This is a genomic window from Ferrimonas sediminicola, assembly GCF_005116715.1.
GTDB classification, from domain to species: domain Bacteria; phylum Pseudomonadota; class Gammaproteobacteria; order Enterobacterales; family Shewanellaceae; genus Ferrimonas; species Ferrimonas sediminicola.
On sequence record NZ_SWCI01000002.1, the window covers coordinates 283634 to 308655 of the forward strand.

The following is a 25022-nucleotide window of genomic DNA, read 5'->3' on the forward strand; positions in this document are numbered from 1 at the left end:
TTCTAGAACAAACAGTATAGTGTCCGACATCTAGACGAGGCAGATATGAGCAGTGAACGACTCCTAGTGGTGATCGATCCGGACCGGGTCGAACAACCGGCCCTGGATCGGGCTCTCCACCTGGCCCGCAAAACCGGGGCCCCAATCACCCTGTTCTCGGTGATCTTCAACCTCACCTACGAAAAGACCGCCCTGCTCTCCAAGACGGAGCGGGATGCCCTCAGAGACGGGCTGATCGACAAGCACCACCGCCAGGTCGAGGAACTGGTCACCCCGCTGCAGCAGGAGGGGCTCAGCGTCGACGCCCGGGTGGAGTGGCATGACCGCCCCTTCGAGGCGATCATCCGCTATGTCCTCGACAACGACGTCGGCTACATCATCAAGAGCACCCAGGAGGGGGGCAATCGGCTGTCGGCCACCTTCTTCACTCCGACAGACTGGCACCTGATCCGCAAGGCGCCGGTGCCGGTGCTGATGGTCAAGGAGCACGACTGGCCCAAGGAGGGCAAGATACTGGCGGCCATTGACATTGACGCCGAGGATGAGGTTCACAGGGAGCTGAACGAACGCATCATCCAAACCTGCACCAGCCTGGCCAAACTGGTCGACGCCCAGGTCCACCTGGTCAACGGCTACCCCGGCCTGCCCGACAACCTGTTTATCGAACAGCCGGAGTTCAACAACCTCGGCTTCAATATCTCGATCAGCAAACAGCACCAGGAGCACCTGGAGGAGCTCGGCGCCAAGCATGGTATCGCCGCCGACCACTGCCACGCGCGCCAGGGGGACCCGGAAGAGGTGATCGTGGCGATAGCCCAGGATCTGGACGCCGAACTGGTGGTGTTGGGCACCATCGGCGAGCAGGGGATCACCGCCACCCTGCTGGGCAGTACCGCCGAGCACGTTATCTATAATATCGGATGCGACCTGCTGGCACTGAAGCCAAGTTCCTTCGAGTCGCCCCTGGCCTGACACCGGAAAGGGGGCAGTGGCCCCTTTTCTTTTGGATTAAGCCTTTGAAAATCATTTAGAAGTGATACTCTAGTTGCAGGAGTGAGTCTCAGATTGCCCGCCCGGGTGGTGGACTGAGGCACCATTGATCTGAAGCAAAGGAATGATCCGCCCCTCTATGCCACGCCGTGGGTAAGGGATACCAAGTTAGGAGAGCGTTATGAGCAGCGAACGATTTCTGGTAGTCATCGATCCCAGCCGGGATGACCAACCTGCGCTGGAGAGGGCCGCCCACCTGGCCCGGTGTGCCGGAGCCAGATTGACCCTGTTCCTCAGTATCTTTGATTTTTCCTACGAGATGACCTCCATGCTGTCCCAGGAGGAGCGAGATGCCATGCGTAACGGGGTGGTCAATCAGAGACGAAAATGGCTGGAACAACTGGCCGAGCCGCTGATCACCGACGGACTGGATGTCACCTTCGAAGTCGTGTGGCACAACCGTCCCTTCGAAAGCATCATCAATCACGTCCTCAGCCACGATGTCGCCTACATCATCAAGAGCACCCATGCCCACGACAAGCTAAAGTCGGTGATCTTCACCCCCACCGACTGGCACCTGCTTCGCAAGGCACCGGTACCCGTATTGCTGGTGAAAGAGCACGACTGGCCCGCCGACGGCACCATCCTGGCCGCCGTCAACGTGGCCGCCGACGATGAGGAGCACCAGGAGCTCAACGACCGCATCGTCGACCATGCGGTGAAGCTGGCCACCCTCATCGACGCCCGGGTGCACCTGGTCAACGGCTACCCCGGCACCCCGGTGAACATCGCCATCGAGCTGCCGGACTTCGACGCCCATGCCTATAACCAGTCGATCAAACAGCACCATACTCAACGTATCGAGGCGCTGGCCGACCGCCACGGCATCGATCACAAGCGCTGCCACGTGCTCGAAGGGCTGCCCGAGGATGTCATCCCCGAATTGGCCAGGGAGCTGGATGCCGAGCTGGTGATGCTTGGCACCGTCGGCCGCAGCGGCCTGTCCGCCGCCCTGATCGGCAACACCGCGGAGCACGTCATCGACAGCCTGGAGTGTGACTTGGTCGCCTTCAAGCCTAAGAGCTTTGTCTGCCCCCTGGCCGAGTAACCCGGCTCACCCGAGGACGCGGCCCAGGCCGCGTTTTTTTGTGCCTGAGCCTTTACCCGCCTGCGGCGAACGGGGATAATGCCAGCCCCAAATTGACACGACACCGAGGTATGGAGTGGAACTTACCCAAAAGCAGAAAACCCGTCTGAACAAACTGCAGAAACGCCTTCGGCGCGAGGTGGGCAGTGCCATCGAAGATTACCGTATGATCGAAGATGGCGACGTCGTGATGGTGTGTCTCTCCGGGGGTAAGGACAGCTACACCATGCTGGACATCCTGCTGAACCTGCAACACCGGGCACCGGTGGAATTCAAGCTGGTGGCGGTCAACCTGGATCAGAAGCAACCCGGCTTCCCGGAGGAGGTGCTGCCCGCCTACCTGGATAGCCTGGGGGTCGCCTACCATATTCTGGAGAAGGACACCTACTCCATCGTCAAGGACAAGATCCCCGAGGGCAAGACCACCTGCTCCCTGTGCTCCAGGCTGCGCCGAGGCACCCTGTACGGTTTTGCCCAGCGCATCGGCGCCACCAAGATCGCCCTGGGTCACCACCGGGACGACATGGTCGAAACCCTGTTCCTCAACATGTTCTTCGGCGGCAAACTCAAGTCGATGCCTCCGAAGCTATTGTCCGACGACGGCGCCAACGTGGTGATTCGCCCCCTGGCCTACGCCCGGGAGAAGGACATCGCCGAATACGCCGAGCTGAAGGCGTTCCCCATCATCCCCTGCAACCTATGCGGATCACAGGAGAACCTCAAGCGCAAGCAGGTCAAGGAGATGCTCCAGGTGTGGGACAAGCAGTTTCCCGGCCGCATCGAGACCATCTTCACCGCCATGCAGAATGTGGCACCCTCGCAGCTGGTCGACCGCGCGCTGTTCAACTTCACCGATCTGCGCGCCGACCCCGACGCCCAGCCCAGTGGTGAGGTGGCCGAATCGGATCTGCCGGCCTTCGATTTCTTCGATGCCGACAACAGCGGCCACATCGACCTGGATCGGGCCAGCCGCATCGACGTGGTCAACGTCTACCAGCCGTGATTCGTAGCGGCTGGACCGCCCCAGTCGGCTTCAGCAAGCCAGCCTCGGCGACGGCCGTTACCAAGAACAAGGGCGCCCTTGTTCTTGTCGGCGTCACACCGGGTTGTCCACATCGACGAAGGTGACCTGCAGGCCATACTCCCCATGCAGATACGCCCCCAGCGCCTGAATCCCGCCCCGCTCGGTGGCGTGGTGACCAGCGGCGAAATAGCTGACCCCCAGCTCCCTGGCACTGTAGAAAGTGCGCTCCGCCACCTCCCCCGACAGGTAGGCGTCCAGGTCCAGCTCGGCGGCCAGGTCGATGTAGTCCGGTGCGCCCCCGGAGCAGATCCCCAGGGTCGAGATTGGACGGTCATGGCCACTGATGCACAGCGGTTGCCGCCCCAATGCCAGATCGATACGCCGGCACAGCTCAGTCTCGGTAACCGGCGTGTCGAACCGGCCCCACACTGGAATGGAGAGGTCATTGCCAGCCTCCATGGGCCCGCACAGCGCCAGGCCCAGGGCCTTGGCAAGACAGGCGTTGTTGCCCAGGGTTGGATGGGCATCCAGCGGCAGGTGGTATCCGATGAGGTTGATGTCATTGTCCAGCAACGCCTTGAGCCGGTTGCGCTTCATGCCGGTAATCACCGGGCTCTCCCCCTTCCAGAAGTAACCGTGGTGCACCAGCAGGGCGTCCGCCCCCTGCTCGATGGCGGAATCGATGGCACTCTGACCCGCCGTCACCGCGGTCACGATGCGGCGGATCTCCTCCCGCCCCTCTACCTGCAGGCCGTTGGGGGCATAATCCTTGAACTGCCTGGGGGTCAGAAGCTGATCCAGGGCGTGGAGTAACTCGTGTCGTTTCATCTTGTCTTGTCATGCCGAAACCGAATAGCCCAAGTGTACTTCGATAGCCGGTCCCTTTGCCAATCTTTGCCCCTTCCTCCAGTGGAAACCAAAGGCTCTTAACTCAATGAATAATTGATTTGAGGGCGAATAAAGGCCGGCAATCCCGAACTACTCTGCTTTGATGGCATAAATCTCAAAACTGCTGAAATCTTGTCGCATTTATTAGACAAATTGGCCTGGAATCGGTATAAAGACAGGCTGAAATATCAGCCCGAGTCGGCGAAAAGACAAAGGTTTAAAACTACATGTCCAAACTGAATAAGGAAGAGGTACTGCAGCAGCTCAATGATGCGTACCTGGCAAAACATGGCAAGGCCCCAACCATCGAGCAGAAAGGCAGCTGGTTCAAGGTAGATGGCGGTAAATCTCTGCGTCTGGGTGACCTGGCCGAAATGGTTAGCGAATTGACCGGCGGTGCTGCAGCTGCCGACACCGCGCCCAAGGCTGAGCCCAAGAAGAGCGCACCCGCCAAGAAAGCGGCTGCCCCCAAAAAGGCGGCCAAAGCCTCTGGCAACGGCGGCCTGAGCCCCAAGCAACTGTGGGCACAAAAACTGGCTCAAGGCAGCACCCTGCCCCGGGGTCAGCGCTGATAAGCGTATGGATGAAAAAAGCCGGCTGACGCCGGTTTTTTTACGCCTGACACTGTACGCCTGATAGGCGGAGATGAAAAAAGGGACCCTAGGGTCCCTTTTTCCTGTCCAGGCAAGCGCGAGCTTACTTGGCCAGGGCCTCTTTCGCCTTCTCTACCAGGGCAGTAAATACCACCTTGTCGAATACGGCGATGTCGGCCAGGATCTTACGATCGATCTCAACAGAAGCTTTCTTCAGACCGTTGATGAAACGGCTGTAAGACATGCCGTTCTGACGAGCAGCAGCGTTGATACGGGCGATCCACAGCTGACGGAACTGACGCTTTTTCTGGCGACGGTCACGATAAGCGTATTGACCAGCCTTGGTAACAGCTTGAACTGCTACACGATAGACACGGCTACGGGCACCGTAGTAGCCTTTAGCCTGCTTGAGTACTTTCTTGTGACGAGCACGAGCGGTCACACCGCGTTTTACACGAGCCATGTTTTAATCCCTCCCAATTAGGCGTACGGCAGCATGGTGCGGATCTGAGCCACGTCAGACTTTGCAACCAGTTGCTTGGAGCGCAGATGACGCTTGCGCTTGGTGGACTTCTTGGTCAGGATGTGACGCAGGTGAGACTGCTTGCGCTTGAAACCGCCGGAGGCAGTTTTCTTGAAACGCTTAGCAGCACCTTTATTGGTTTTCAGCTTAGGCATTCTAAACTCCGCATTGTAAATAAAAATAGAACTGCAAGGCGAACAAATTCAGCCCAGTCAGCGACTGGGCTGAACTGTTACTTGGAAGCCTTACTGTTTCTTCTTAGGTGCGAGGACCATAACAGCCTGGCGACCTTCCACTTTAGGGAAGGCCTCCACCTGGGCCAGTTCCGCCAGATCGTCTTTAATACGATTCAGCAGTTTCAGGCCCAGATCCTGGTGGGCCATCTCGCGACCCCGGAAACGCAGCGTAACTTTCGCTTTGTCTCCGTCTTCCAAGAAGCGAGTCAGGTTGCGTAGTTTTACCTGATAATCGCCTTCATCGGTGCCAGGACGGAATTTGACTTCCTTAACCTGGATCCGCTTGGTCTTCTTACGCTGTTCCTTCTGATTCTTAGACTGCTCATAAAGGAACTTACCGTAGTCCATGATCCGGCACACCGGTGGCTCTGCGTTCGGACTGATCTCCACTAGGTCCAGATTCGCTTCCTGAGCCATCTCCGCCGCTTCGCGACCAGAGACGATCCCAACCTGCTCACCGTCGGCACCAATCAGTCGAACTTCGCGAGCGCGAATTTCACCGTTGATGCGAGTTTGGTCCTTGGCCGGACCTTGCTTTTTTCCGCCTTTTATAGCTTATTCCTCCAGCAATTTCAGACTACGGTCGTTGATCTCATTTTGGATCTGCTCAATCATCTTATCGACTTTGATGCTGCCCAGATCAACGCCATCGCGCGTACGCACCGCCACCTCGCCGTTTTCGACCTCTTTGTCACCAACGACAAGCAAATACGGGGTGCGCTTTAAAGTATGTTCGCGGATTTTAAAGCCAATCTTCTCGTTTCTCAAGTCCGCCTTGGCACGAATTCCAGCAAATTTGAGGGCCTCAACGGTTTTTTCCACGTAATCGGCTTGTTTATCGGTGATATTCATCACCACCGCCTGCACCGGTGCCAGCCAAGTGGGCAGTTTACCCGCGAACTCTTCAATCAGGATGCCGATGAAGCGCTCCAGGGAGCCCAGAATGGCACGGTGGATCATCACCGGTACCTTGCGGGCATTGTCCTCACCCACGTAGCTCACGTCCAGGCGCTCAGGTTGAGGCATGGAGAAGTCTAGCTGAATGGTACCACACTGCCAGGCACGATCCAGGCAGTCGTGCAGGGTAAACTCAATCTTGGGCCCATAGAAGGCGCCCTCGCCCGGCTGAAGCTCGTAGGTCAGGCCGTTGGCTTCCAGGGCTTCGGCCAGGGACTGTTCCGCCTTGTCCCACAGATCGTCGGAACCGATGCGCTGCTCGGGACGGGTCGACAGCTTCACGTCGATCTCTTCGAAGCCAAAGGTCTTGTAGGTGTCATACACCATCTGGATGCAGGCGGTCACCTCGTCGAGGATCTGCTCCTCGGTACAGAATACATGGGCATCATCCTGGGTGAAGGAGCGTACCCGCATCAGGCCGTGCAGAGAGCCGGAGGGCTCGTTACGGTGAACCAGGCCGAACTCCGCCATGCGGTATGGCAGATCACGGTAGGACTTCAGGCCCTGCTTGAAGATCTGCAGGTGGCCGGGGCAGTTCATCGGCTTCACCGCGTAGGTGCGCTTCTCAGACTCGGTGGCGAAGATCATCTCCGAGTACTTGTCCCAGTGTCCGGATCGCTCCCACATCACCTTGTCCATCACCAGCGGGGTGCGGACCTCCTCATAGCCGAACTTATCCAGCTGGGTGCGCATAAAACCTTCCAGCTCCTTGTAGATGGTCCAGCCGTCATTGTGCCAGAACACCATGCCCGGAGCTTCCTCCTGCCAGTGGAACAGGTCCAGCGCCTTGCCGATCTTGCGGTGGTCGCGCTTGGCCGCCTCTTCCAGGCGCTGCAGATGGGCCTTGAGCTGCTTCTTGTCGCCCCAGGCGGTGCCGTAGATCCGCTGCAGCATCTTGTTATCGGAATCGCCGCGCCAGTAGGCACCGGCGATGTTCATCAGCTTGAAGTGGTGGCAGAATTTCATGTTCGGCACGTGCGGGCCACGGCACATGTCGACATACTCTTCATGATGGTAGAGGCCAGGCTGGTCGTCACGACTGACGTTCTGGTCCAGGATCTCTACCTTGTAGATCTCGCCACGGGCATCGAAAGTATCCCGGGCCTCCTGCCAGCTCACGCGCTTTTTCACCACATCGTAGTTGGTCTTGGCCAACTGCTGCATCCGCTTCTCCAGAGCATCGATGTCCTCCTGGGTCAGCTTGTGCTCCAGATCGATGTCGTAGTAGAAACCGTTGTCGATGGTGGGTCCGATGGCCATCTTGGCATCGGGCCACAACTGCTTGAGGGCGTGCCCCAGAAGGTGCGCGCAGGAGTGGCGGATGATCTCCAGGCCATCTTCCTCCTTGGCGGTGATGATGGACAGGTTGCAATCCTGCTCCATGATTTCACAGGCGTCGACACGCTCGCCGTTGATGCGACCGGCGATGCACGCCTTGGCCAAACCAGGACCGATGTCGCTGGCTACATCCATGACGGATACGGGGTTGTCGAACTGGCGTTGGCTACCATCTGGCAGGGTAATAACTGGCATTGCTTTTCTCCACAGTGGTGATCCACACAAAAGATCACATGCTTAGATTTGATTGAGGTCGGTCAAAGGAGTGGGTTCGTGTGCCAAGGTATTCACCTTACAGGGCAAACAGTGCTTGGAACGGCACCCGGTCCAACCGGAGAACGCGTAGTATAGAAAGGTGGGAACGCCATTACAAATGAAATGGAGTTCAATCACCTGTGGGCGGCCGAGGTAAAACCGCCCCGGGTCATTTACACTCAGTATTGAGAGTACAACTTGGGAGTCGGCCCATGAGAACCGATGCCTTCTACAAAACCATTCGTTGCCCCCACTGTGGCCATGAAACCGCCGTGGCGGTGGATGCCAGCGGCGGTGAACAGGATTACTTCGAGGACTGCCAGGCCTGCTGCAACGCCATCCATCTGCACCTGGCGATCGATGAGCAGGAGCAGCAGCTGAGGCTGTTTGTCGACAGCGACGATGAACAGGTTTACTGAGTCAGTCCCTTCTGGGCCAGCACCCGCTCAACGGTGTCGACGATCGCCTGGGTCTGGCTGTCGATCTCAATGTTGAGACTGTCCCCCGCCCGACGCTCACCCAGGGTGGTCATCGACAGCGTCTCCGGAATCAGGTGAATGTTGAACCCACCTGGCTCGGTGTCGCCCACAGTCAGGCTGCAGCCGTCGATGGCCACGAACCCCTTGTGGAGAATGTATTTCATCCACTCCGGGTCCAGGGTCAGGTGCATGGTGCAGTTGGTCTCGGTCCGCTCGATACGGGCGATGCGGGCCTGGGTATGCACATGACCCGAGACCACGTGGCCACCCACCTCCTTGCCAAACACCAGCGAGCGCTCGATGTTGACCCGATCACCGGCGTGCATCTGGCCCAGGTTGGTGACCCTCAGAGTCTCTTCCATTACATCGAAAAAGACTCTATCATCAGCCAGTTCTGTCACGGTCAGGCACACCCCGTTGTGGGCGACACTGGCACCAACCTGCAAGTTATCCCGGTACTGAGCCGGGATGGCCACCTCGAAAGTCCGCAGCTTGTCCCTCTCTGTAATGGCCGTAATCGTTGCCGTGGTTTGAACAATTCCAGTAAACATACAACTCCAACAATCTTTTTGTAGTATCGGACCCTAAGCCCTATATGCACAGTCGCCTCTATCAGGCTAAAAGCCTCATTCGCTTGGCCCTGCCCGTTCTTGCCGCCCAGGTCGCCCAAACCATGATGGGATTCATCGATACCGTCATGGCCGGCCGGGTCAGCGCCACCGACATGGCCGCCGTGGCGGTTGGCACCAGTATCTGGCTGCCCGCCATACTGTTTTTTGCCGGTATCCTGATGGCTCTGACCCCTATGGTCGCCCATCATCATGGTGCCCGGCAAGAGCGCAAGATACGCCCCCTGATCCATCAAGGGGTCTACCTGTCGCTGATCTGCGGCGCCCTGGCCATGGGCTTGTTTACCCAGGCCGAGTGGATTCTGGCACAGATGGACCTCGACCCACAGCTGTTTGCCCTGAGTCGTGACTACCTCAGCGCAATTTTGTGGGGTGCCCCGCCGTTTCTGCTGTTTCAGGTCCTGAGGAACTTCACCGAAGGGCTCTCCTGGACCCTGCCCTCGATGGTGATCGGCTTTGTCGGCCTGGCCATCAACATCCCCGCCAACTACATCTTCATCTACGGCCACTTCGGCATGCCAGCCATGGGGGGGGCGGGCTGTGGCGTCGCCACCGCCCTGGTATTCTGGGGGATGTTCCTGGCGATGGCCCTCTACCTGCTGGTGACCCGGAGGTTTCAAGGCTACCGCCTGTTTCAGGGCTGGCGGGGCCTGAACCCGGCCCTGCAGAGCGCCGTCATCCGCCTCGGGCTGCCCATCGCCCTGGCACTGTTCTTCGAGGTGACCCTGTTCGCCGTGGTGGCGGTGGCCATCGCGCCGCTGGGGCCGATCACCGTTGCCGGCCACCAGGTCGCGGCCAATTTTTCCGGGCTGATCTTCATGCTGCCGCTGGCCCTGGGGATGGCACTGACCATACGGGTTGGCTACTACCTGGGACGAGGAGAGCACGGCACCGCCGCCATGGTAGCCCGCATCGGCCTGCAGCTCGGTCTGGGCATCGCCCTGCTCACCGCCCTGTTCACCGTCCTGTGTCGGGAACAGATCGCCAGACTCTACAGCGGCGATGTCGAGGTTCTCTCCCTGGCCAGCCAACTGATGCTGCTTTGCGCACTCTACCAGCTGTCGGACACCGTTCAGGTGGTTACCGCCGCCACTCTGAGGGGCTATAAGGACACCACGGCCCTGCTGTGGATCTCTCTGATCGCCTACTGGGGCATAGGGTTGACCACCGGCCTGGTACTGGGCCTGACCGACTGGCTGGTCCCCGCCATGGGTGCCGCCGGATTCTGGGTCGGGTTTATCGCCGGCCTGTCGGCGGCGGCGCTGATGTTGAAGATCCGTTTGCGCAGGGTGCAGCGGCGCATGGAACTGTCGACAAAGTCATCCGCCTGATCAAAAAGCGGGCCTTCAAGGGCAATCTTTAGCCAAACAAACCGCTTATCTGCAACAGGGCCTTGTCAAGCGTCGGCGCAGGCCCTAGTATTTAGCGCATCGCACAGCGATATGCGTCTGTAACTCAGTTGGTTAGAGTGTCACCTTGACATGGTGGAAGTCGGTGGTTCGAGTCCACTCAGACGCACCAAAATTCAAATATTGCGTCCGTAGCTCAGTTGGTTAGAGCACCACCTTGACATGGTGGGGGTCGGTAGTTCGAGTCTACTCGGACGCACCATTTCGAAGAGCCCGCTCAGATGAGCGGGCTTTTTTCGTTCCCCTCCGGCCGGTTGCGTCCCGCTAACCCCGCTCGGCATAGAAGGTGGAGGGACGGAACAGGTACTCGCCGGTGTCGATGTCGACCACCACAAACCGAATCGGCGTCTCCCACTGATCCGCCTCCTGGGTCAGGGCCACCGTCAGCACCTGGGTCTGGTGCTCACCGGGCGCCAGGGTGAAGTGATCCGCGCCCTCTATGGTCAATCCGTAAAATCCTTGGACGATGACGGCGTAGGTCCGCTCCGCCTGGCTCTTGTTCAGCAGTTTGAACCTGTAGGTGTTCTCCACCAGTCCCTGATCGTTGATGCGATAGAGGGCCTGGCGATCACGCAGCACATTCACCTCGAAGCTGCGACGCTGCTCGCCCCAGAAGGAGATTACCAGCAGGGTGACCAGCACGGCGACGGCGTAGCCCAGGTAACCGCCAAAGCCAAGCCGACGGCCGCTTTCAGAGCGGTAGCCGATCAGCTCCCTAGGGTAGCCGAACCTGTCCATGGTCTGATTGCAGGCATCCACGCACAGCCCGCAGTTGATGCACTCATACTGGAGCCCGTCGCGAATGTCGATTCCCACCGGGCACACCTGGACACACAGGTTGCAGTCGACGCAGTCCCCCAGCGCTTCGGGCTTGGCGCCGTTCACTCTTCGAGGCCCCCTGCCCTCGCCCCGGTTCGAGTCATAGCTGACCAGGGAGGTGGTGGCATCGAACATGACCGACTGGAACCGGGCGTAGGGACAGATGTGCTGGCAAACCCGCTCCCTCAGCCACCCCGCATTGCCATAGGTGCACAGGGTAAAGAACAGCACCCATCCCTGAACCAGCGGCGAACTCTCTCCCGCCAGCAGGCCGGGATAGAGCTCGGCGACCGGCACGAAGTAGCCCATAAAGCCTAGGGCGGTCGCTAGAGCGATGCCCAGCCACAGCAGGTGCTTCAGCCCCTTCCGTCCCAGTTTGTTCCAGCCCCAGGGTGCCCTGTCCAGCGCCCGGCTGTGGTTGTGGCTGCCCTCGATTCGGCGCTCCACCCAGTTGAACATCAGTGTCCACACCGTCTGCGGGCAGGTGTAGCCGCACCAGATTCGGCCATAGAGCTTGGTGACCAGGAACAGCAGGAAGGCGGCGAGGATAAACAGGAAGGCCACAATCAGCAGATCCTGGGGATAGAGCGAGGTGCCAAACAGGTCCAGCCGCTGCCGGGAAAGATCGATCAGCAGCGCCTGCCGCCCCTGATAGCGAAGGAAGGGCAGCCCGAAGAACAGGCCCACCAGCAGCAGATTCAGGTAACGGCGCACACGCTGGAAGCGGCCAAACTGCTCGCGGATATAGAGCTTATTCCGCGCACCGGTGAATAAGATAAGGTTGTCCTGGGACGGAGTGGATGATGGCACAGATTCTCTCCCCTTGGGTCAATGCCGCCCCAGTGTAGAGCGCCCGACTGTCATTGGTAGATACAAAAAAATCTTTTAAAATAGGGACAGATTCGATTCCGACCACCAAACCCATGACCGAATATCTCTACCAACGACTCGCCTCGGCACTGAGGCAACAGATTGAACAGGGCGTCTGGCAGGCGGGGGACCGACTGCCGTCGATACGGGCGCTGAGCAGCGATCACCGGATGGCCAAGATCTCGGTACAGAAGGCACTGCATACCCTGGAGGCGTCCGGGCTGATCGAAGCCCGGGCGCGGTCGGGCTATTTCGTCTCCCCCCGGGCTGTCCGGGCCGGGGGAAGCCAGACCGGGGACACCGACTCACCACGGACGGTGAACCTGCCTCAGCTTTTTCACGAAATCATGGCCCGCAGCGCCGCCTTTGATCTGTGCCCCGGAGCCCAGCTGGGCAGCCCGGCCCCCCACCTGCTTCGGCTCAATCGTCACCTCGGCCGCGCCCTGCGCCATCAGCCTGGGCGCAAGGCGATCTACTATGGCGACCCGGATGGGCTGCCGACACTCAGGGAGCAGATCGGCGCCCGCTACCGCAGCCGTGGCTGTCCGCTGGATCCCGCCGAGATCGCCATCACCGGTGGCTGCCAGAACAGCCTGTTTCTGGCCCTGATGGCCTGCTGTCAGCCCGGCGATACCGTCGCCGTCGAGAGCCCGGCCTTCTACGGCGTGCTGCAACTGCTGCAACAGCTGGGCCTCAAGGTGGTGGAGATCCCCGCCTGCCCGGTCAGGGGGGTGCGGGCCGAGGAGCTGGAGGCGGCGGTCCGTCGCTGGCAGGTCAAAGTGTGCGTGCTCACCCCCAGCTACGCCACCCCAACCGGCGCCACCATCCCGGTGGAGGAGCAGCGCAAGCTGGTGGCGCTGACCCGGCGCTACCCACTGACCCTGGTTGAGGACGACATCTATGGCGACCTGGGATTTCATCTCCAGGCCGAGCCCCTGAAACGTTTCGACACGCTGGGAAAGGTGATCCTGTGCGGCTCCTTCTCAAAATCCCTCTCCCGAGACCTTCGCCTCGGCTGGATCAGCGGCGGTCAATTCCATCGGCGTATCGTCCAGTTGAAGCTGATCAATCAGCTGTCGGTCAGCCAGGCCACCCAGGAGGGGCTGACTAGCTTCCTGGCGGAGGGGCACTACAAACGCCATCTCGCCAGTGTGCGGCGTCAGCTGATGAACCAGCGGGATCAGCTTGTGGACGCCATCACCGAGGAGTGGTCGGGCCCCTATGCCCACACCCTGCCCGAGGGCGGCTTGTCACTGTGGCTGGAGCTGTCTCCCGCGGTCGACACTAAGGCGGCGTACCAGGCGCTGCTGGCGCATAATATCGTCATTACCCCCGGCGCCCTGTTCACCACCAGCTCTCGCTTCGATCACTGCCTGCGGCTGAGCTTCTGCCAGCCGGTGACCGGGGTGCGCCGACAAGCCATCGCCCGGATCGCCTCGGTACTTGGCCACCAGAGCCCCTAATTTGATCCAGATCACCCGGAGGGCTTTTTTTGAGCTATAGATCACCAGTCGGGAGTAAAATCTAATCGAGGAGTGGCTCGGTATCCGACAACTCGAGACCACCATCCCAAGGAGTAGTAAGGAGGACCATATGAACCTGTTTCCCCGCGATTCATTGTTCGACTTCTGGCCTCTGATGGATCGCAGGCGCTCCCAGGACGAGGAGCACCACGCCGTGTCCATGGGGATGCCAAGGATCGACATCGTCGAAGAGGAGGACAAGTACCTGCTGAGCGCCGATCTTCCTGGCGTTAACAAAGAGGACCTTTCCATAACCCTGACCAACGGTGTACTGCGTATCGAAGCCCGTCGAAGTGAAGAAAGTGAAACCCAAGAGAAGCACTTTATCCGCAAAGAGCGCCACGAAGGGGTGTTCGTACGCAACATCGAAGTAGGTGACAGCCTCAAAGCCGATCAGATCGACGCTCATTTCGACAATGGTGTCCTGAAGCTTGTCCTGCCCAAGGTCGAGCCTAAGGCGCCGGTACGCGACCAGGTAGAGATCCATTGATAGCCTTGCCTGAGTCGTCAACCACAAGGGCCGCAACTGCGGCCCTTTCTGTTTGAGTGGTGCCCGGCTCGCTGGTATACTCGCCGCCGATTGCATTAGAGCATTAATTCTAATACGGAACTTCCATGGCTGCCTCCACCAAAAGCGCCGGTTTCACCCTGATTGAACTGGTCATCGTCCTAGTCCTGCTGGGCATCCTCGGCGCCGTCGCCCTGCCGAGGTTTCTCTCCCTCTCCTCCGACGCCCACGCCGGTGTCTACCGGGGCGCCTTTGCCGGCTTCCGTTCCGGCGTCCAGCTGTACCACAACGGCTGGCTTGCCCACGGGGCCCGGGGCGCGGTCATCAACCTGGCTAGCTTCGACGATGGTACGGTGGACAGCAATGCGCAGGGGTACCCGGCCGGCACCAGCTACGATGGTACCCTCAGTGGCGCCAACTGCGGCGAGCTGTGGCAGGCGTTGATCGACAGTGACCTGGCAACCCGGCCTGCCAGCAACGGCAGCTTCGATGGCGACACCAGCCGCCCCATCAAATACTGGTACCGAACCGGCCCGGACGCCTGCTACTACATCTACGTCGGGGAAAGGAACGATCCCGGCGTCGACCTGCCCACCCTTACCTACACTCTGGCTACCGGGGAGACAAGCGTTACCATGAGCCGCTACTCCAACGGCTGATAACATATCGCTTTTAATGCCCTCACAATGTTCATGGTCTGGACTAAGCTCTATGGAGTTTGCCCTGACCATGGAGCCCACCATGACACGCCTCCTGCTTCTCCTGCCCTTTTTGGCCTCCGCTCTGGCGGTGGCTGAGGAGACCTGTGAATCCTGCCACGCTCAGATTTCACCAGCCATCGTCGAAGACTGGAAGTCCAGTAAGCACCATGCCAACGACATCGGCTGCGACACCTGCCACGACGGCGACCATTCCAGTGCCGAGGACGTCGGCAACCTGGTCACCATCACCGCCGACACCTGCGGCGCCTGCCACAGCGAGCGGCTGGAGGAGTTTTCCAGGGGCAAACACGCCCTCTCCTGGGCGTCCGTCCAGGCGATGCCCACCACCCACGCCCTGCCGATGGCGCTGAACCAGGGGATGAAGGGGTGCACCGGCTGCCATAAGCTCGGACTGAAGAGCGACGAGGAGATCGAGGCACTCAAGCAAGCGGGCAGTGTCTTCGGCCACGCCTCCTGTGACGCCTGCCACACCCGTCACAGCTTCTCCGTCGACGAGGCGCGAGCACCACAGGCCTGCCAGACCTGCCACATGGGGTTCGATCATCCCCAGTGGGAGATGTGGTCCTCCTCCAAGCACGGGGTACGCTACCTGCTGGCCCAGAACGGCACCCTGCCCGCCAGCACCAAGGCACCAAGCTGCCAGACCTGTCACATGGTGGACGGCAATCACGAGGTCAGGACCGCCTGGGGATTCCTGGCGGTCCGGCTGCCGCTGTCGGAAGACCCCCAGTGGAAAGCCGATCAAATCACCCTACTGCAGGCCCTGGGGGTGCTGGATCTGGAGGGCAACCCCACCGCCAGGCTGGAGGTGGTGAAAGCCGCTGATGTCGCCAGGCTGGACAAGGCCTCCTTCGATGCCGAGCGGGACAAGATGATCAGAGTGTGCAGCGACTGTCACTCGGAGAACTTTGCCAAGGCGGAACTGGCGAAGGCCGACAGTCTGATCCGGGATCTGGACCACCTGATGGCGGAAGCGATCCGGGAGATCGCCGCCCTGTATAAGGATGGAGTGCTGAAAAAGCCTGAGACCTACGCCTCCCCATTTCCGGACCTGCTGACCTTCCACGACGCCCCCAGCAGCATCGAACAGATCCTGTTTGAGATGCACCTGAAACACAGGATGCGGGCGTTCCAGGGAGCGTTCCACGCCAATCCGGACTATGCCCTGTGGTACGGCTGGAGTGAGATGGTACGCGATCTCCAGGAGATCAGGGAGAAAGCCGAGGAGATGCGCCGCGCCCACACGACACAGGCTAAACGCTGACGAAGATGAAAAAGGCGCCGAAAGGCGCCTTTTCTCATCGGGTTTCAGACGAAGATCAGTAGATCTCGTTGCCGGTCTTTTGCCCCTTCTGGTAGGCCTTGATGTTGCCCAAGGTGGTCTCGGCGATCTGGTTCAGGGCCAGATCGGTAAAGTAGCCCTGGTGGCCGGTGACCAGCACATTGGGGTAACTCAGCAGCAGACCAAAGACGTCATCGTGGATCACCTGGCCGGACAGGTCACGGAAGAACAGATCCCCCTCCAGCTCGTACACATCCAGCCCCAGGTAACCCAGACGGCCGCTCTTCAGTGCTTCGATGGCGTCGGAGGCGTTTACCAGCGCGCCGCGGGAGGTGTTGATCAGCATCACCCCCTCCTTCATCTTGGCGAAGGCATCCCGGTTGATCAGGTGGTGGCTGTCCTCGGTCAGTGGACAGTGCAGGGTGACGATGTCACTCTGCTGGTACAGGGTATCCAGGTCCACGTAGGTGCCGAGCTTCTCCGCCTCCGGGTTCACATAGGGGTCGTGGCACAGCAGCTTGCAACCAAAGCCGCTCAGGGCCTTCATGGTTGCCAGACCGATCTTACCGGTACCGATGACGCCCACGGTTTTGCTGCCCAGATTGAAGCCCAGCAGCCCCTCCAGGTTGAAGTTGTGCTCACGAATACGGGAGTAGGCCTTATGCAGCTTGCGGTTCAGACACAGCATCATCGCCACCGCGTGTTCGGCCACCGATTCCGGTGAGTAGCCGGGCACCCGGCTGACAACGAAGCCGCGCCGCTTGGCCTCCTCCAGGTCCACGTTGTTGAAGCCGGCACAACGTAGGGCGATCATCTTGATGTTGGACTTGTCCAGCTGCTCCAGCACGGCGGTGTCCACGATGTCGTTGACGAAGCAGGAGATGGCGTCATAGCCCTCGACCAGCTTGGCAGTTGACGCCGTCAGCTGGGTTTTGTAGTAATCCAGCTCAAATCCATACTTCTGGTTCGCAGCGTCCATCGACACCCGGTCATAGGACTTGCTGCTGAACACGGCGATCCGTGCTTTGGTCATGGTGGTTCTCCTCGCAGAAACATAAATACAGCTTAGTTGGGTAATGGCCCGGCCCGCGACCGCCTTTGGCCAGGGTTTAGCCGGTCAACCCGTTCAGCGGGAATTTTGCTTGCCATGCTACCCTGCTCTCTTTACTATTACGACCCGTTCAGTGCTGCCTGGTCAGTAATTGACTTATACACCTGTAGCTCAGTTGGTTAGAGCACCACCTTGACATGGTGGGGGTCGGTGGTTCGAGTCCACTCAGGTGTACCAATCCTGCGTCTGTAACTCAGTTGGTTAGAGTGTCACCTTGACATGGTGGAAGTCGGTGGTTCGAGTCCACTCAGACGCACCACACTCCAGAAGCCCGCCTCCATGGCGGGCTTTTTGCGTTTATGCTGCCCGCTGTCGACATCACTGAAGCCGCTGTCCCGAGGCCGTCGCCCACTGACACCTGAATGTCATCGCCGTTGTCTACACTGTGTCTATCCAGTGACAGCGAAGGATGGCCCTATGATTCAACGGAATGCACAGACACTCCCCCTCTCCGGTACCGATGTCGACAGCAAGAGGGCCGAGCTGAAACGCTACTTTGCCACCACCTGGCGCCTCTACGAGAACCTGTTTGAGGTGATCGTCAGCGACCAGGCGTACTACCTGAAGGCGGAACCGCTGCGCCATCCTTTGATCTTCTACTTCGGCCACACCGCCACCTTCTTCGTCAACAAGCTGAAACTGGCCGGGATCATCGACAGCCGAATCAATGCCGAGTTTGAGTCGATGTTCGCCGTCGGCGTCGACGAGATGTCCTGGGATGATCTCGATGAGTCCAACTACCGCTGGCCCGATGTTGATGAGGTGCGTCGCTATCGGGACCAGGTGTTCGACCGGGTCAACCGGGTCATCGACACCCTGCCCCTCAGCTTGCCCATCGACCCGAGTCAACCGGCCTGGGTGATCCTGATGGGCATCGAGCACGAACGCATCCACCTGGAAACCTCGTCGGTGATCATCCGCCAGCTGCCACTGACCGAGGTGCGCAACCACCCGGACTGGCCCGCCTGCCCCGACAGCGGTACCGCGCCCGTCAACACCCTGGTGGAGATCGAGGGCGGGGTGGTCACTCAGGGACGCTCACCGGACAGAGACAGTTACGGCTGGGACAACGAGTATGGCCACCATCAGCAGCAGATCGATCATTTCCAGGTCTCCCGTTTCCTGGTGTCCAATCAGGAGTTCATGGAGTTTATCGACGCCGACGGCTACCAGCGCCCGGAGTTCTGGAGTGACGAGGGCCAGGCGTGGCTGGCGTACACCAAGGCCCGCCACCCCAGGTTCTGGCGGCAGCGTGACGGCCGCTGGTACCAGCGCAACCTGACCGAGGAGATCCCCCTGCCCCTCAACTGGCCGGTCGAAGTCAATCAGCTGGAAGCCAAGGCGTTTTGCAACTGGAAGGCGGAGGCCAGCCAGAGCCCGGTTCGCCTGCCCACCGAAGCGGAGTGGCAGTGTCTTCGCCGACGAGTCGATGACAACAACCCCAGATGGGACAGGATACCGGGCAACCTGTTGTTGGATCGCTGGGCCTCCTCCTGCCCGGTGGATCATCACGATCATGCTGGCCTGTTCGATGTGGTGGGCAATGTCTGGCAGTGGACCGACACCGCCATCAAAGGCTTTGGTGGATTCGAGGTCCACCCGCTCTATGACGACTTCTCCACACCAACCTTCGATGGCAAACACAACCTGATGAAGGGGGGCTCCTGGATCTCCACCGGCAATGAAGCACTGGCGGAGGCCCGCTATGCCTTCAGACGCCACTTCTATCAACATGCCGGATTTCGCTACCTGGTATCGCACCAGAAGCTGGCCGACAGCCGCTACACCAACAGCTACGAAACCGACGCCCTGGTCGCCCAGTACCTGGAGTTTCACTACGGCGTGGAATACTTTGGGGTAAGGAACTTTCCCAAGCAGGTGGTCAGCCTGATCCGCCCTCACCTCGCCGGCACCGGCCGGGCCCTGGACATCGGCTGCTCCGTCGGTCGCGCCTCCTTCGAACTGACCCGCCAGTTTGATCATGTCGACGGCATCGACTTCTCCGCCCGTTTCATTCAGCATGCCTACGACCTGTTGCAACAGGGAGAGAAGCGGTTTGCGATACCAGTGGAGGGAGAGCTGGTGGAGTACAAGACCGTCACCCTGGCCGACCTGGACCTGGAGGGGGCGCCCCTCAGCCTCAACTTCGTCCAGGGAGACGCCTGCAACCTCAAACCCCAGTTCAGGGACTACGACCTGGTGCTGGCCTCCAACCTGCTCGACCGCCTGGCCGAGCCCGGGCGCTTCCTTGACCTCATTGGCGAGCGGCTTCGTGACGGGGGGTTGCTGGTTCTGGTGTCCCCCTACACCTGGCTGGAGGAGTTTACCCCCAGAGATCAATGGCTTGGAGGGTTCAAAAAGGACGGTGAAAGCTTCACCACCCTGGCAGCCCTGAAGGAGCGGCTCACCGGTCAATTCGCCCTGATCGGGATCGAACAGGTGCCCTTCGTCATCCGCGAAACCGCTCGCAAACATCAGCATACGCTGTCCGAAATGACCCTGTGGCGCAAAAAACCATAATGACGCCCCCTGCGCTTTCCCCGGCCGATGCCGGGGTGGCGGCCTCGTCAGCAGGCGCGGGGCGAACGGTTTGCGACCGGAATGGACAGGGATTGACCACGCTGATAGGGTAGAAACAGCTGTTTCAGCCACCGCCAGGAGTCGACCATCTCAACACTGCCTCCGCTCCAGATCCAGCGCACCGCCGAACCTCTGTTGGAGTGCACTCCGGCAACAGCGGTGCCCGACCACTGCCTCGCCGCGCTGGCCCAGATGGCGAGAGACCTGCCCGGGGTGGTGGACGCCCTGTTTGCCGGCCAGACCGTAGCGCTGTGGCTCGCCGATGGCACCGACCACGAACTGGTGCAAACCCGGCTACAGAGCCTGTGGCAAGGCGCACAGCTCACCCAGGAGCCGCCCCGGTGCCTGACCCTGCCCATTCACTATGACGGCGAGGATCTCCATGAGGTGGCACAACGCTGCGGCCTCTCACCCCGGGAGGTGATCGCCCTTCACTGCGGCGTCAACTATCGGGTGGCCTGGCTGGGCTTCCTGCCGGGATTCGCCTACCTCGACGGGCTGCCGGAGCCGCTGCAACTGCCCAGGCGCTCGACCCCCAGGGTCAGCGTCCCCGCCGGCAGCCTGGCCATCGCCGGATCACAGAGTGCCCTCTATCCCTGTGAATCGCCCGGCGGTTGGCACCTGATAGGCCGCTGCAATCTCACCCTGTTCGATCCCAGAGCCGAACCACCCAGCCTGCTTCTCCCCGGTGACCGGATCCGCTTTGAGCCCGTGGGAGTGCCTGAATGAGTCTGCGCATTACCGAACTCAATGGTCCGGCCAGCATCCAGGATCAGGGGCGGTTCGGCCACCGTCACCTGGGGGTGGGCTGGCAGGGCCCCATGGACCGCCTGGCCTTCGAGAGCGCCAACTGGCTGTGCGGCAACCCCCTGCCGGCCGCAGCCATCGAGCTGGGGCCCGGGGCCCTCTCCCTGGAGTTTCACCAACGCGGCTTCGTAGCCTATTGCGGACCGGCCCATCAGGGCATCCTGGCTCGGGCCGGGGGCGAGGCCCCCCTCTATGCGGGATATCGACATCAGGTCAGTGCCGGCGATCGCCTGACCCTGCGCCCCACCGGTGAGGGCCTTTATGGCTACCTGGCGATCCGGGGCGGTATCGCCCTTCCAGAACTGCTCGCCAGCAGCAGCTGCGATCCCGCCCTGGACAGGGAGTCGCTCCCTTTCAGGCCACTGCGCAAGGGGGACCGCTTACCGATCTCCCCACAAACCGCGGCCCTGCCAACGGCCGCCGCCCTGGGGATCCGTCGCTACCGCACCCATCTCAACTTTCTGCCTGCACCGAAGACGGACGCCCGGCGCCTCAGGGTCAGGGTATCCAGTTCCCTCAGCCGGATGGGGGTGAGGCTGGAGTCCGGGCCGCCCTGGCCGGAGCTGGCGTCTCAGCCGCGACCGGTGTTCCCCGGAGCGATCCAACTCCCCGCCGATGGCCAGCCGATCATCCTGACCCGGGGCTGCCAGACCACCGGCGGCTATCCGGTGATCGGCTATGTGGTGCAACCGGACCTGGACGATCTGGCCCAGGCGCTGCCTGGGTGCCGGCTCACCCTGTCCCCCTGCACCCTGGAGGAGGCGTTGCGGGCCGGGCGTCGTTTCCAGGGGTATCGCTACCTGATCAAGAGAGGCCTCTATGGAGATGGACCTTAACGTCGACATCGGTGAAGGCTTCCCCTTCGACGCGCAGCTGCTGCTCTGGGTCAGTTCCGCCAGCATCGCCTGTGGCGGGCACGCCGGCGATCTGGCGACCATGGCCCGAACCGTCGACCACTGCCTGGCCCGGGGGGTGCGCATCGGCGCCCATCCTGGCTACCCCGACCGGGAGAATTTCGGTCGGTCTCCCTTGGCCCTCGGCGAGGCGGCCCTGTTTGACAGCCTCTGTGGCCAGCTGGCTGATCTGGACAGGATCTGCCGGGAGCGCAGTACCCGGCTCGAGTACGTCAAACCCCACGGCGCCCTCTACAGCCAGGCCGCGGCCGAAACCCGGCTGGCGACCCTGCTGTGCCGTGCCATCAAGGAGGTGGTGCCCCATGCCGCCCTGATGGGCCTGGCCGGCACCCCGCTGCTGGAGCTGGCCGGTGAAGGGGAGTTAGGCGTCATACGTGAGGGGTTTCTCGACCGGCGCTACCTGCACGGCGGCGCCCTGGTACCCCGCCACACCCCAGGTGCCCTGTTAACGGAAGAGACCGCCGTCCGGGCGCAGCTGAGTCTCATCGCCCGGCAGCAGCGGGTGGAAGCATTCGATGGCCGGCTGCATCCGGTCAAGGTCGACAGCCTCTGCCTGCACGGCGATACGGACAATGCCCTGGCACGGGCGCAGATGGTACACAATCATCTGAAGAAATTAGGTTTTTCCCTGCCGCAATATTGATCTTTTGCATCTGTCGCCTTTATAGTCACATCATCGACAGGCCAGCGGCACGGCGCAATGGACAGAAGCACGATAAAGTGGGACCAACAGTTACGATTCCGGCACATCGAGGTGGTGGCACTCTGGGAGGGACGGCTGACCACCCGCCACCTGTGCCAAACCTTCGGCATTGGTCGCCAGCAAGCCAGCCGGGACATCAACCACTACCTGAGCCTGGCCCCCACCGCCCTCAAGTACGACACCAGGCTGAAAGGCTACAAGCCCAGTCCCTACTTCAAGCCCAGATTCAGCCAGGGTGATTTCGGCGAATACCTGCAACTGCTGAAGCAGCAACGGCAACTGACGGAGAGCGGCTTCGAACTGCTGGAGGTGCGCAGCGCCGACACCGAACTGGTGATCCCGCCCCAGCGGCAGGTGGATCCGGCGGTGGTGCGCCAACTGCTCACCGCCGCCCGCACCGCCACCCGGGTCAGGCTGCTCTACGCCTCCATCGCCACCGGCAACATCGGCGAACGGGTGTTTGTCCCCCATACCCTTGTGCATGACGGCTATCGCTGGCACCTGCGCGGCTACTGCGAGCAGGCCCAGCACTACCTGGATCTGGTACTGAGCCGCCTCCGCGGCCAGCCCAAGCTGCTCTACCCCAGTGATCACACCCAGGCCCAGGACGCCAAATGGAATCGCTGGGTCCGGGTTACCCTGGAGCCCAATCCGCAGTTCAGTGACGCCCAACGGGAGGTGATCGCCATCGACTATGGCATGGAGGGGGGCGAGTTGACCCTGACCACCCGAGAGGCGCTGCTGGACTATCACTTGCGCCGGTTGCAGATCACCACCCCGATCCAGGGGTTTGACCCCGCCAGTCAACTGCTGGTGGTCAAGGCGCGGCAGCCGCTATCCCGGGTCGACGGCTAGCTTCAGGGCATCGCTCAGCTCCGGGACGAAGGCGAGCTGACCCGGGACGGGACCGATACCGGCCCGTCTCAGAGTCTTCAGCGGCTGATACTGAAGATCCGACACCACCACCTGGGTCCCCTCACTGCGGCAGATCTCCAGCCAACGCTCCAGGGCCGACAGCCCTCCGGCATCCAGCACCGGCACGCTGCTCATGTAGAGGATCACCCCTTTGACGCCCTGGGACTCTGCCGCAATTTCGGCAAAGATCCGATCCGCCGCGGCAAAGAACAGCGGCCCGTTGATCTTCAGCACCCGCCAACCCTCGGGGGCGCCTTCAGGCAACATCCGCGAGCTCAATTGAAGATCCCGCAGCCGGGTCATCTTCGCCAGTTCCCCCATAAACAGCACACTGGCCAGCATCAACCCGGCGCCGATGGCCACCACCATGTCGAAGACCACGGTCATCACCAGGCAGCAGACAAGCACCAGCTGATCCCCCAGGGGGGAGCGGCGCAGCAACCGCAGCGCCTTGGGGGCCTCACTCATGTTCCAGGCAACGGTCAGCAGCAACGCCGCCATCGCCGGCATCGGGATCCAGGAGAGCAGATCCGCCAGCAGCACCACCGACGCCAACACCACAGCGGAGTGAACCACGGCGGAGAGAGGACTGACCGCGCCGCTCTTGACGTTGGCCGCAGAGCGGGCGATGGCGGCGGTGGCCGGGATGCCGCCAAACAGCGGCGCCACCAGGTTTCCCAATCCCTGGCCCAGCAGCTCGCTGTTGGCGCTGTGGCGGGTTCCGGTCATGCCATCCACCACCATGGCACACAGCAGCGACTCGATCGCCCCCAGCATGGCAATGGCCAGGGCAGAGGGGATCAGGTCGGTCAACAGTTGCAGCGACAGCCCCACAGGCTGACCGTCCGCCCCCGGCTGCTGCCAGGGCCAGATCAGCGAAGGCAGCAAGGGCGGCACCCCCTGTCCCTGGCTGCCGTCGGGCAACAGGTAGTGAAAGCGGCTGCCCAAGGTGTCCACCGCCATCCCCTGGCCCTGCAGCCACCAGGCGGCGGCCGCCGCCAGCGCCAGCACCGGCAAGTGGGGTGGGATGCGCAACCCCAGGCGGGGCCAGATCAGCAGCAACGCCAGGGTACCCAGGCCAATCACGGCACTGGGGCTGTGCCAGTCCGGCAAGGCCGTTACCAGCCAGCCCACCTGCTGCAACGCCCCATGCAGGTCACCGTCGCCGTGCAGCCCCAACAGATCCTTAAGCTGCATGACGGCGATCACCAGGGCGATCCCCGAGGTAAAGCCCAGGGTCACCGCCGGCGGCACGTATTGCACCAGGCGACCAACGCGCAGCAGCGCCATGACCACCAGCACCAGCCCGGAGAGCATGGTCGCCAGCAGCAGGCCACCGAGGCCATACTCCTGGGCGATGGGCAGCAGCAGCACCACGAACGCCGCCGTCGGGCCGGACACGCTAAACCGGCTGCCACCGGTGAGGGCGATGATCACGCCGGCGATCATGGCGGTGTACAGGCCGTGCTGGGGCGCCACACCGCTGGCGATCGCCAGAGCCATGGAGAGGGGCAACGCGATGATGCCCACCGTCAGGCCCGCCGAGATGTCGCTCAGCAGTTGCGGACGGCCGTAGGCGGAACTGACACAGGTGGCACGCAGGGCGTGTCCCAGTCTCAACGAGAACAGGTGCGGGCGGTATTTCACTCGGGGGTTTCCAGTTGGTTGGAATCGACAGATGCCGGGCAGGCCCAATAGTGTAAGGTCATGGCCCGACCAGTTTCTGAGACGCCGCTCACACAATCGCCATTTCTGGGTCAAGGGTCACCCGTTCTCCAGCCGGTCCACCGCCCTGCCCGG

Annotated in this window: 24 protein-coding genes and 4 tRNA genes; 19 read left to right on the forward strand and 9 right to left on the reverse strand. The window is 61.2% G+C overall.

The window, feature by feature from the left end; all coding sequences use genetic code 11:
• The first annotated feature begins 45 nt into the window (after window positions 1-45).
• From uspE (FCL40_RS04690) to ttcA, 3 genes are all read left to right on the forward strand, one after another.
• Window positions 46-972 carry a universal stress protein UspE gene (gene uspE, locus FCL40_RS04690; RefSeq protein WP_136851846.1) on the forward strand — a complete coding sequence of 309 codons (927 nt, stop codon included), beginning with the start codon at window positions 46-48 and terminating at the stop codon, window positions 970-972.
• 199 nt (window positions 973-1171) lie between these two features.
• Window positions 1172-2098, forward strand: coding sequence for a universal stress protein UspE (gene uspE / locus FCL40_RS04695; protein ID WP_136851848.1), 927 nt, complete (start codon window positions 1172-1174; stop codon window positions 2096-2098).
• A 115-nt stretch (window positions 2099-2213) separates the two neighbouring features.
• Window positions 2214-3140, forward strand: a complete 927-nt coding sequence (ttcA, locus tag FCL40_RS04700; protein ID WP_136851850.1) for a tRNA 2-thiocytidine(32) synthetase TtcA — start codon at window positions 2214-2216, stop codon at window positions 3138-3140.
• A 93-nt stretch (window positions 3141-3233) separates the two neighbouring features.
• Here the strand turns inward: ttcA and FCL40_RS04705 are convergent, their stop codons facing one another.
• Complete coding sequence (locus FCL40_RS04705; RefSeq protein WP_136851852.1) at window positions 3234-3989, reverse strand: Nif3-like dinuclear metal center hexameric protein; 756 nt, start codon at window positions 3987-3989, stop codon at window positions 3234-3236.
• A 287-nt stretch (window positions 3990-4276) separates the two neighbouring features.
• Here FCL40_RS04705 and FCL40_RS04710 point away from each other — a divergent pair, with 287 nt between their 5' ends.
• Entirely contained in the window at window positions 4277-4621 is a 345-nt protein-coding gene (locus tag FCL40_RS04710) for a hypothetical protein (RefSeq protein ID WP_136851854.1), read from the forward strand.
• Window positions 4622-4745: 124 nt separating this feature from the next.
• Here the strand turns inward: FCL40_RS04710 and rplT are convergent, their stop codons facing one another.
• From rplT to thrS, 4 genes are all read right to left on the reverse strand, one after another.
• Window positions 4746-5105 carry a 50S ribosomal protein L20 gene (gene rplT / locus FCL40_RS04715; protein ID WP_028108504.1) on the reverse strand — a complete coding sequence of 120 codons (360 nt, stop codon included), beginning with the start codon at window positions 5103-5105 and terminating at the stop codon, window positions 4746-4748.
• Between the two features lie 17 nt (window positions 5106-5122).
• Window positions 5123-5320, reverse strand: a complete 198-nt coding sequence (rpmI, locus tag FCL40_RS04720; protein ID WP_136851856.1) for a 50S ribosomal protein L35 — start codon at window positions 5318-5320, stop codon at window positions 5123-5125.
• Window positions 5321-5410: 90 nt separating this feature from the next.
• Entirely contained in the window at window positions 5411-5953 is a 543-nt protein-coding gene (infC, locus tag FCL40_RS04725; protein WP_136851858.1) for a translation initiation factor IF-3, read from the reverse strand.
• A gap of 3 nt (window positions 5954-5956) precedes the next feature.
• Window positions 5957-7891 (reverse strand): threonine--tRNA ligase, encoded by a 1935-nt coding sequence (gene thrS / locus FCL40_RS04730; protein WP_136851860.1) that lies wholly within the window; start codon window positions 7889-7891, stop codon window positions 5957-5959.
• A 272-nt stretch (window positions 7892-8163) separates the two neighbouring features.
• Between thrS and FCL40_RS04735 the strand changes: the two genes are divergently transcribed.
• On the forward strand, window positions 8164-8370 hold the full coding sequence (locus FCL40_RS04735; protein WP_136851862.1) for a CPXCG motif-containing cysteine-rich protein: 207 nt from the start codon (window positions 8164-8166) through the stop codon (window positions 8368-8370).
• Here FCL40_RS04735 and FCL40_RS04740 read toward each other — a convergent pair.
• A complete protein-coding gene (locus FCL40_RS04740; RefSeq protein ID WP_136851863.1) occupies window positions 8364-8981 on the reverse strand; it encodes a riboflavin synthase subunit alpha in 618 nt (205 codons plus the stop codon). The two genes, FCL40_RS04735 and FCL40_RS04740, sit on opposite strands and share 7 nt — an antisense overlap.
• A gap of 44 nt (window positions 8982-9025) precedes the next feature.
• On the opposite strand from FCL40_RS04740, the gene FCL40_RS04745 reads away from it, so the two are divergent.
• The 3 genes from FCL40_RS04745 to FCL40_RS04755 all read left to right on the forward strand — a co-directional run bounded on the left by FCL40_RS04745 (window position 9026) and on the right by FCL40_RS04755 (window position 10670).
• Window positions 9026-10390, forward strand: coding sequence for an MATE family efflux transporter (locus tag FCL40_RS04745; protein WP_136851865.1), 1365 nt, complete (start codon window positions 9026-9028; stop codon window positions 10388-10390).
• Between the two features lie 113 nt (window positions 10391-10503).
• Window positions 10504-10580: transfer RNA gene (locus tag FCL40_RS04750), tRNA-Val, on the forward strand.
• 13 nt (window positions 10581-10593) lie between these two features.
• Window positions 10594-10670, forward strand: a tRNA-Val gene (locus FCL40_RS04755).
• Between the two features lie 62 nt (window positions 10671-10732).
• Here the strand turns inward: FCL40_RS04755 and ccoG are convergent.
• A complete protein-coding gene (gene ccoG, locus FCL40_RS04760; RefSeq protein ID WP_136851867.1) occupies window positions 10733-12097 on the reverse strand; it encodes a cytochrome c oxidase accessory protein CcoG in 1365 nt (454 codons plus the stop codon).
• A gap of 113 nt (window positions 12098-12210) precedes the next feature.
• Between ccoG and FCL40_RS04765 the strand changes: the two genes are divergently transcribed.
• From FCL40_RS04765 to FCL40_RS04780, 4 genes are all read left to right on the forward strand, one after another.
• Entirely contained in the window at window positions 12211-13620 is a 1410-nt protein-coding gene (locus tag FCL40_RS04765; protein ID WP_136851869.1) for an aminotransferase-like domain-containing protein, read from the forward strand.
• A gap of 130 nt (window positions 13621-13750) precedes the next feature.
• On the forward strand, window positions 13751-14170 hold the full coding sequence (locus FCL40_RS04770) for an Hsp20/alpha crystallin family protein (RefSeq protein ID WP_136851871.1): 420 nt from the start codon (window positions 13751-13753) through the stop codon (window positions 14168-14170).
• A gap of 125 nt (window positions 14171-14295) precedes the next feature.
• Window positions 14296-14847, forward strand: a complete 552-nt coding sequence (locus FCL40_RS18870; RefSeq protein WP_136851873.1) for a type II secretion system protein — start codon at window positions 14296-14298, stop codon at window positions 14845-14847.
• Window positions 14848-14929: 82 nt separating this feature from the next.
• Window positions 14930-16174: a multiheme c-type cytochrome gene (locus FCL40_RS04780; RefSeq protein WP_205729088.1), complete on the forward strand. Its 1245-nt coding sequence runs from the start codon at window positions 14930-14932 to the stop codon at window positions 16172-16174.
• Window positions 16175-16229: 55 nt separating this feature from the next.
• Here FCL40_RS04780 and FCL40_RS04785 read toward each other — a convergent pair whose 3' ends face one another.
• Window positions 16230-17225: a 2-hydroxyacid dehydrogenase gene (locus FCL40_RS04785; protein WP_136851875.1), complete on the reverse strand. Its 996-nt coding sequence runs from the start codon at window positions 17223-17225 to the stop codon at window positions 16230-16232.
• A 178-nt stretch (window positions 17226-17403) separates the two neighbouring features.
• Here FCL40_RS04785 and FCL40_RS04790 point away from each other — a divergent pair.
• The 7 genes from FCL40_RS04790 to FCL40_RS04820 all read left to right on the forward strand — a co-directional run bounded on the left by FCL40_RS04790 (window position 17404) and on the right by FCL40_RS04820 (window position 23162).
• Window positions 17404-17480 (forward strand) — tRNA-Val (locus tag FCL40_RS04790).
• A gap of 5 nt (window positions 17481-17485) precedes the next feature.
• Window positions 17486-17562 (forward strand) — tRNA-Val (locus tag FCL40_RS04795).
• 158 nt (window positions 17563-17720) lie between these two features.
• Window positions 17721-19823 (forward strand): 5-histidylcysteine sulfoxide synthase, encoded by a 2103-nt coding sequence (ovoA, locus tag FCL40_RS04800; RefSeq protein ID WP_136851876.1) that lies wholly within the window; start codon window positions 17721-17723, stop codon window positions 19821-19823.
• A gap of 219 nt (window positions 19824-20042) precedes the next feature.
• Window positions 20043-20612 (forward strand): 5-oxoprolinase subunit PxpB, encoded by a 570-nt coding sequence (gene pxpB / locus FCL40_RS04805; RefSeq protein WP_267873499.1) that lies wholly within the window; start codon window positions 20043-20045, stop codon window positions 20610-20612.
• Window positions 20609-21526, forward strand: coding sequence for a 5-oxoprolinase subunit C family protein (locus FCL40_RS04810; protein ID WP_136851880.1), 918 nt, complete (start codon window positions 20609-20611; stop codon window positions 21524-21526). The genes pxpB and FCL40_RS04810 overlap by 4 nt, the downstream gene beginning before the upstream one ends.
• Entirely contained in the window at window positions 21510-22247 is a 738-nt protein-coding gene (gene pxpA / locus FCL40_RS04815; protein ID WP_136851882.1) for a 5-oxoprolinase subunit PxpA, read from the forward strand. Before FCL40_RS04810 ends, pxpA begins: the two co-directional genes overlap by 17 nt.
• 57 nt (window positions 22248-22304) lie before the next feature.
• Window positions 22305-23162, forward strand: coding sequence for a WYL domain-containing protein (locus tag FCL40_RS04820; protein WP_136851886.1), 858 nt, complete (start codon window positions 22305-22307; stop codon window positions 23160-23162).
• On the opposite strand, the gene dauA is transcribed toward FCL40_RS04820, so the two are convergent.
• Window positions 23142-24869 (reverse strand): C4-dicarboxylic acid transporter DauA, encoded by a 1728-nt coding sequence (gene dauA, locus FCL40_RS04825; RefSeq protein ID WP_136851888.1) that lies wholly within the window; start codon window positions 24867-24869, stop codon window positions 23142-23144. The two genes, FCL40_RS04820 and dauA, sit on opposite strands and share 21 nt — an antisense overlap.
• Window positions 24870-25022: the final 153 nt, after the last annotated feature.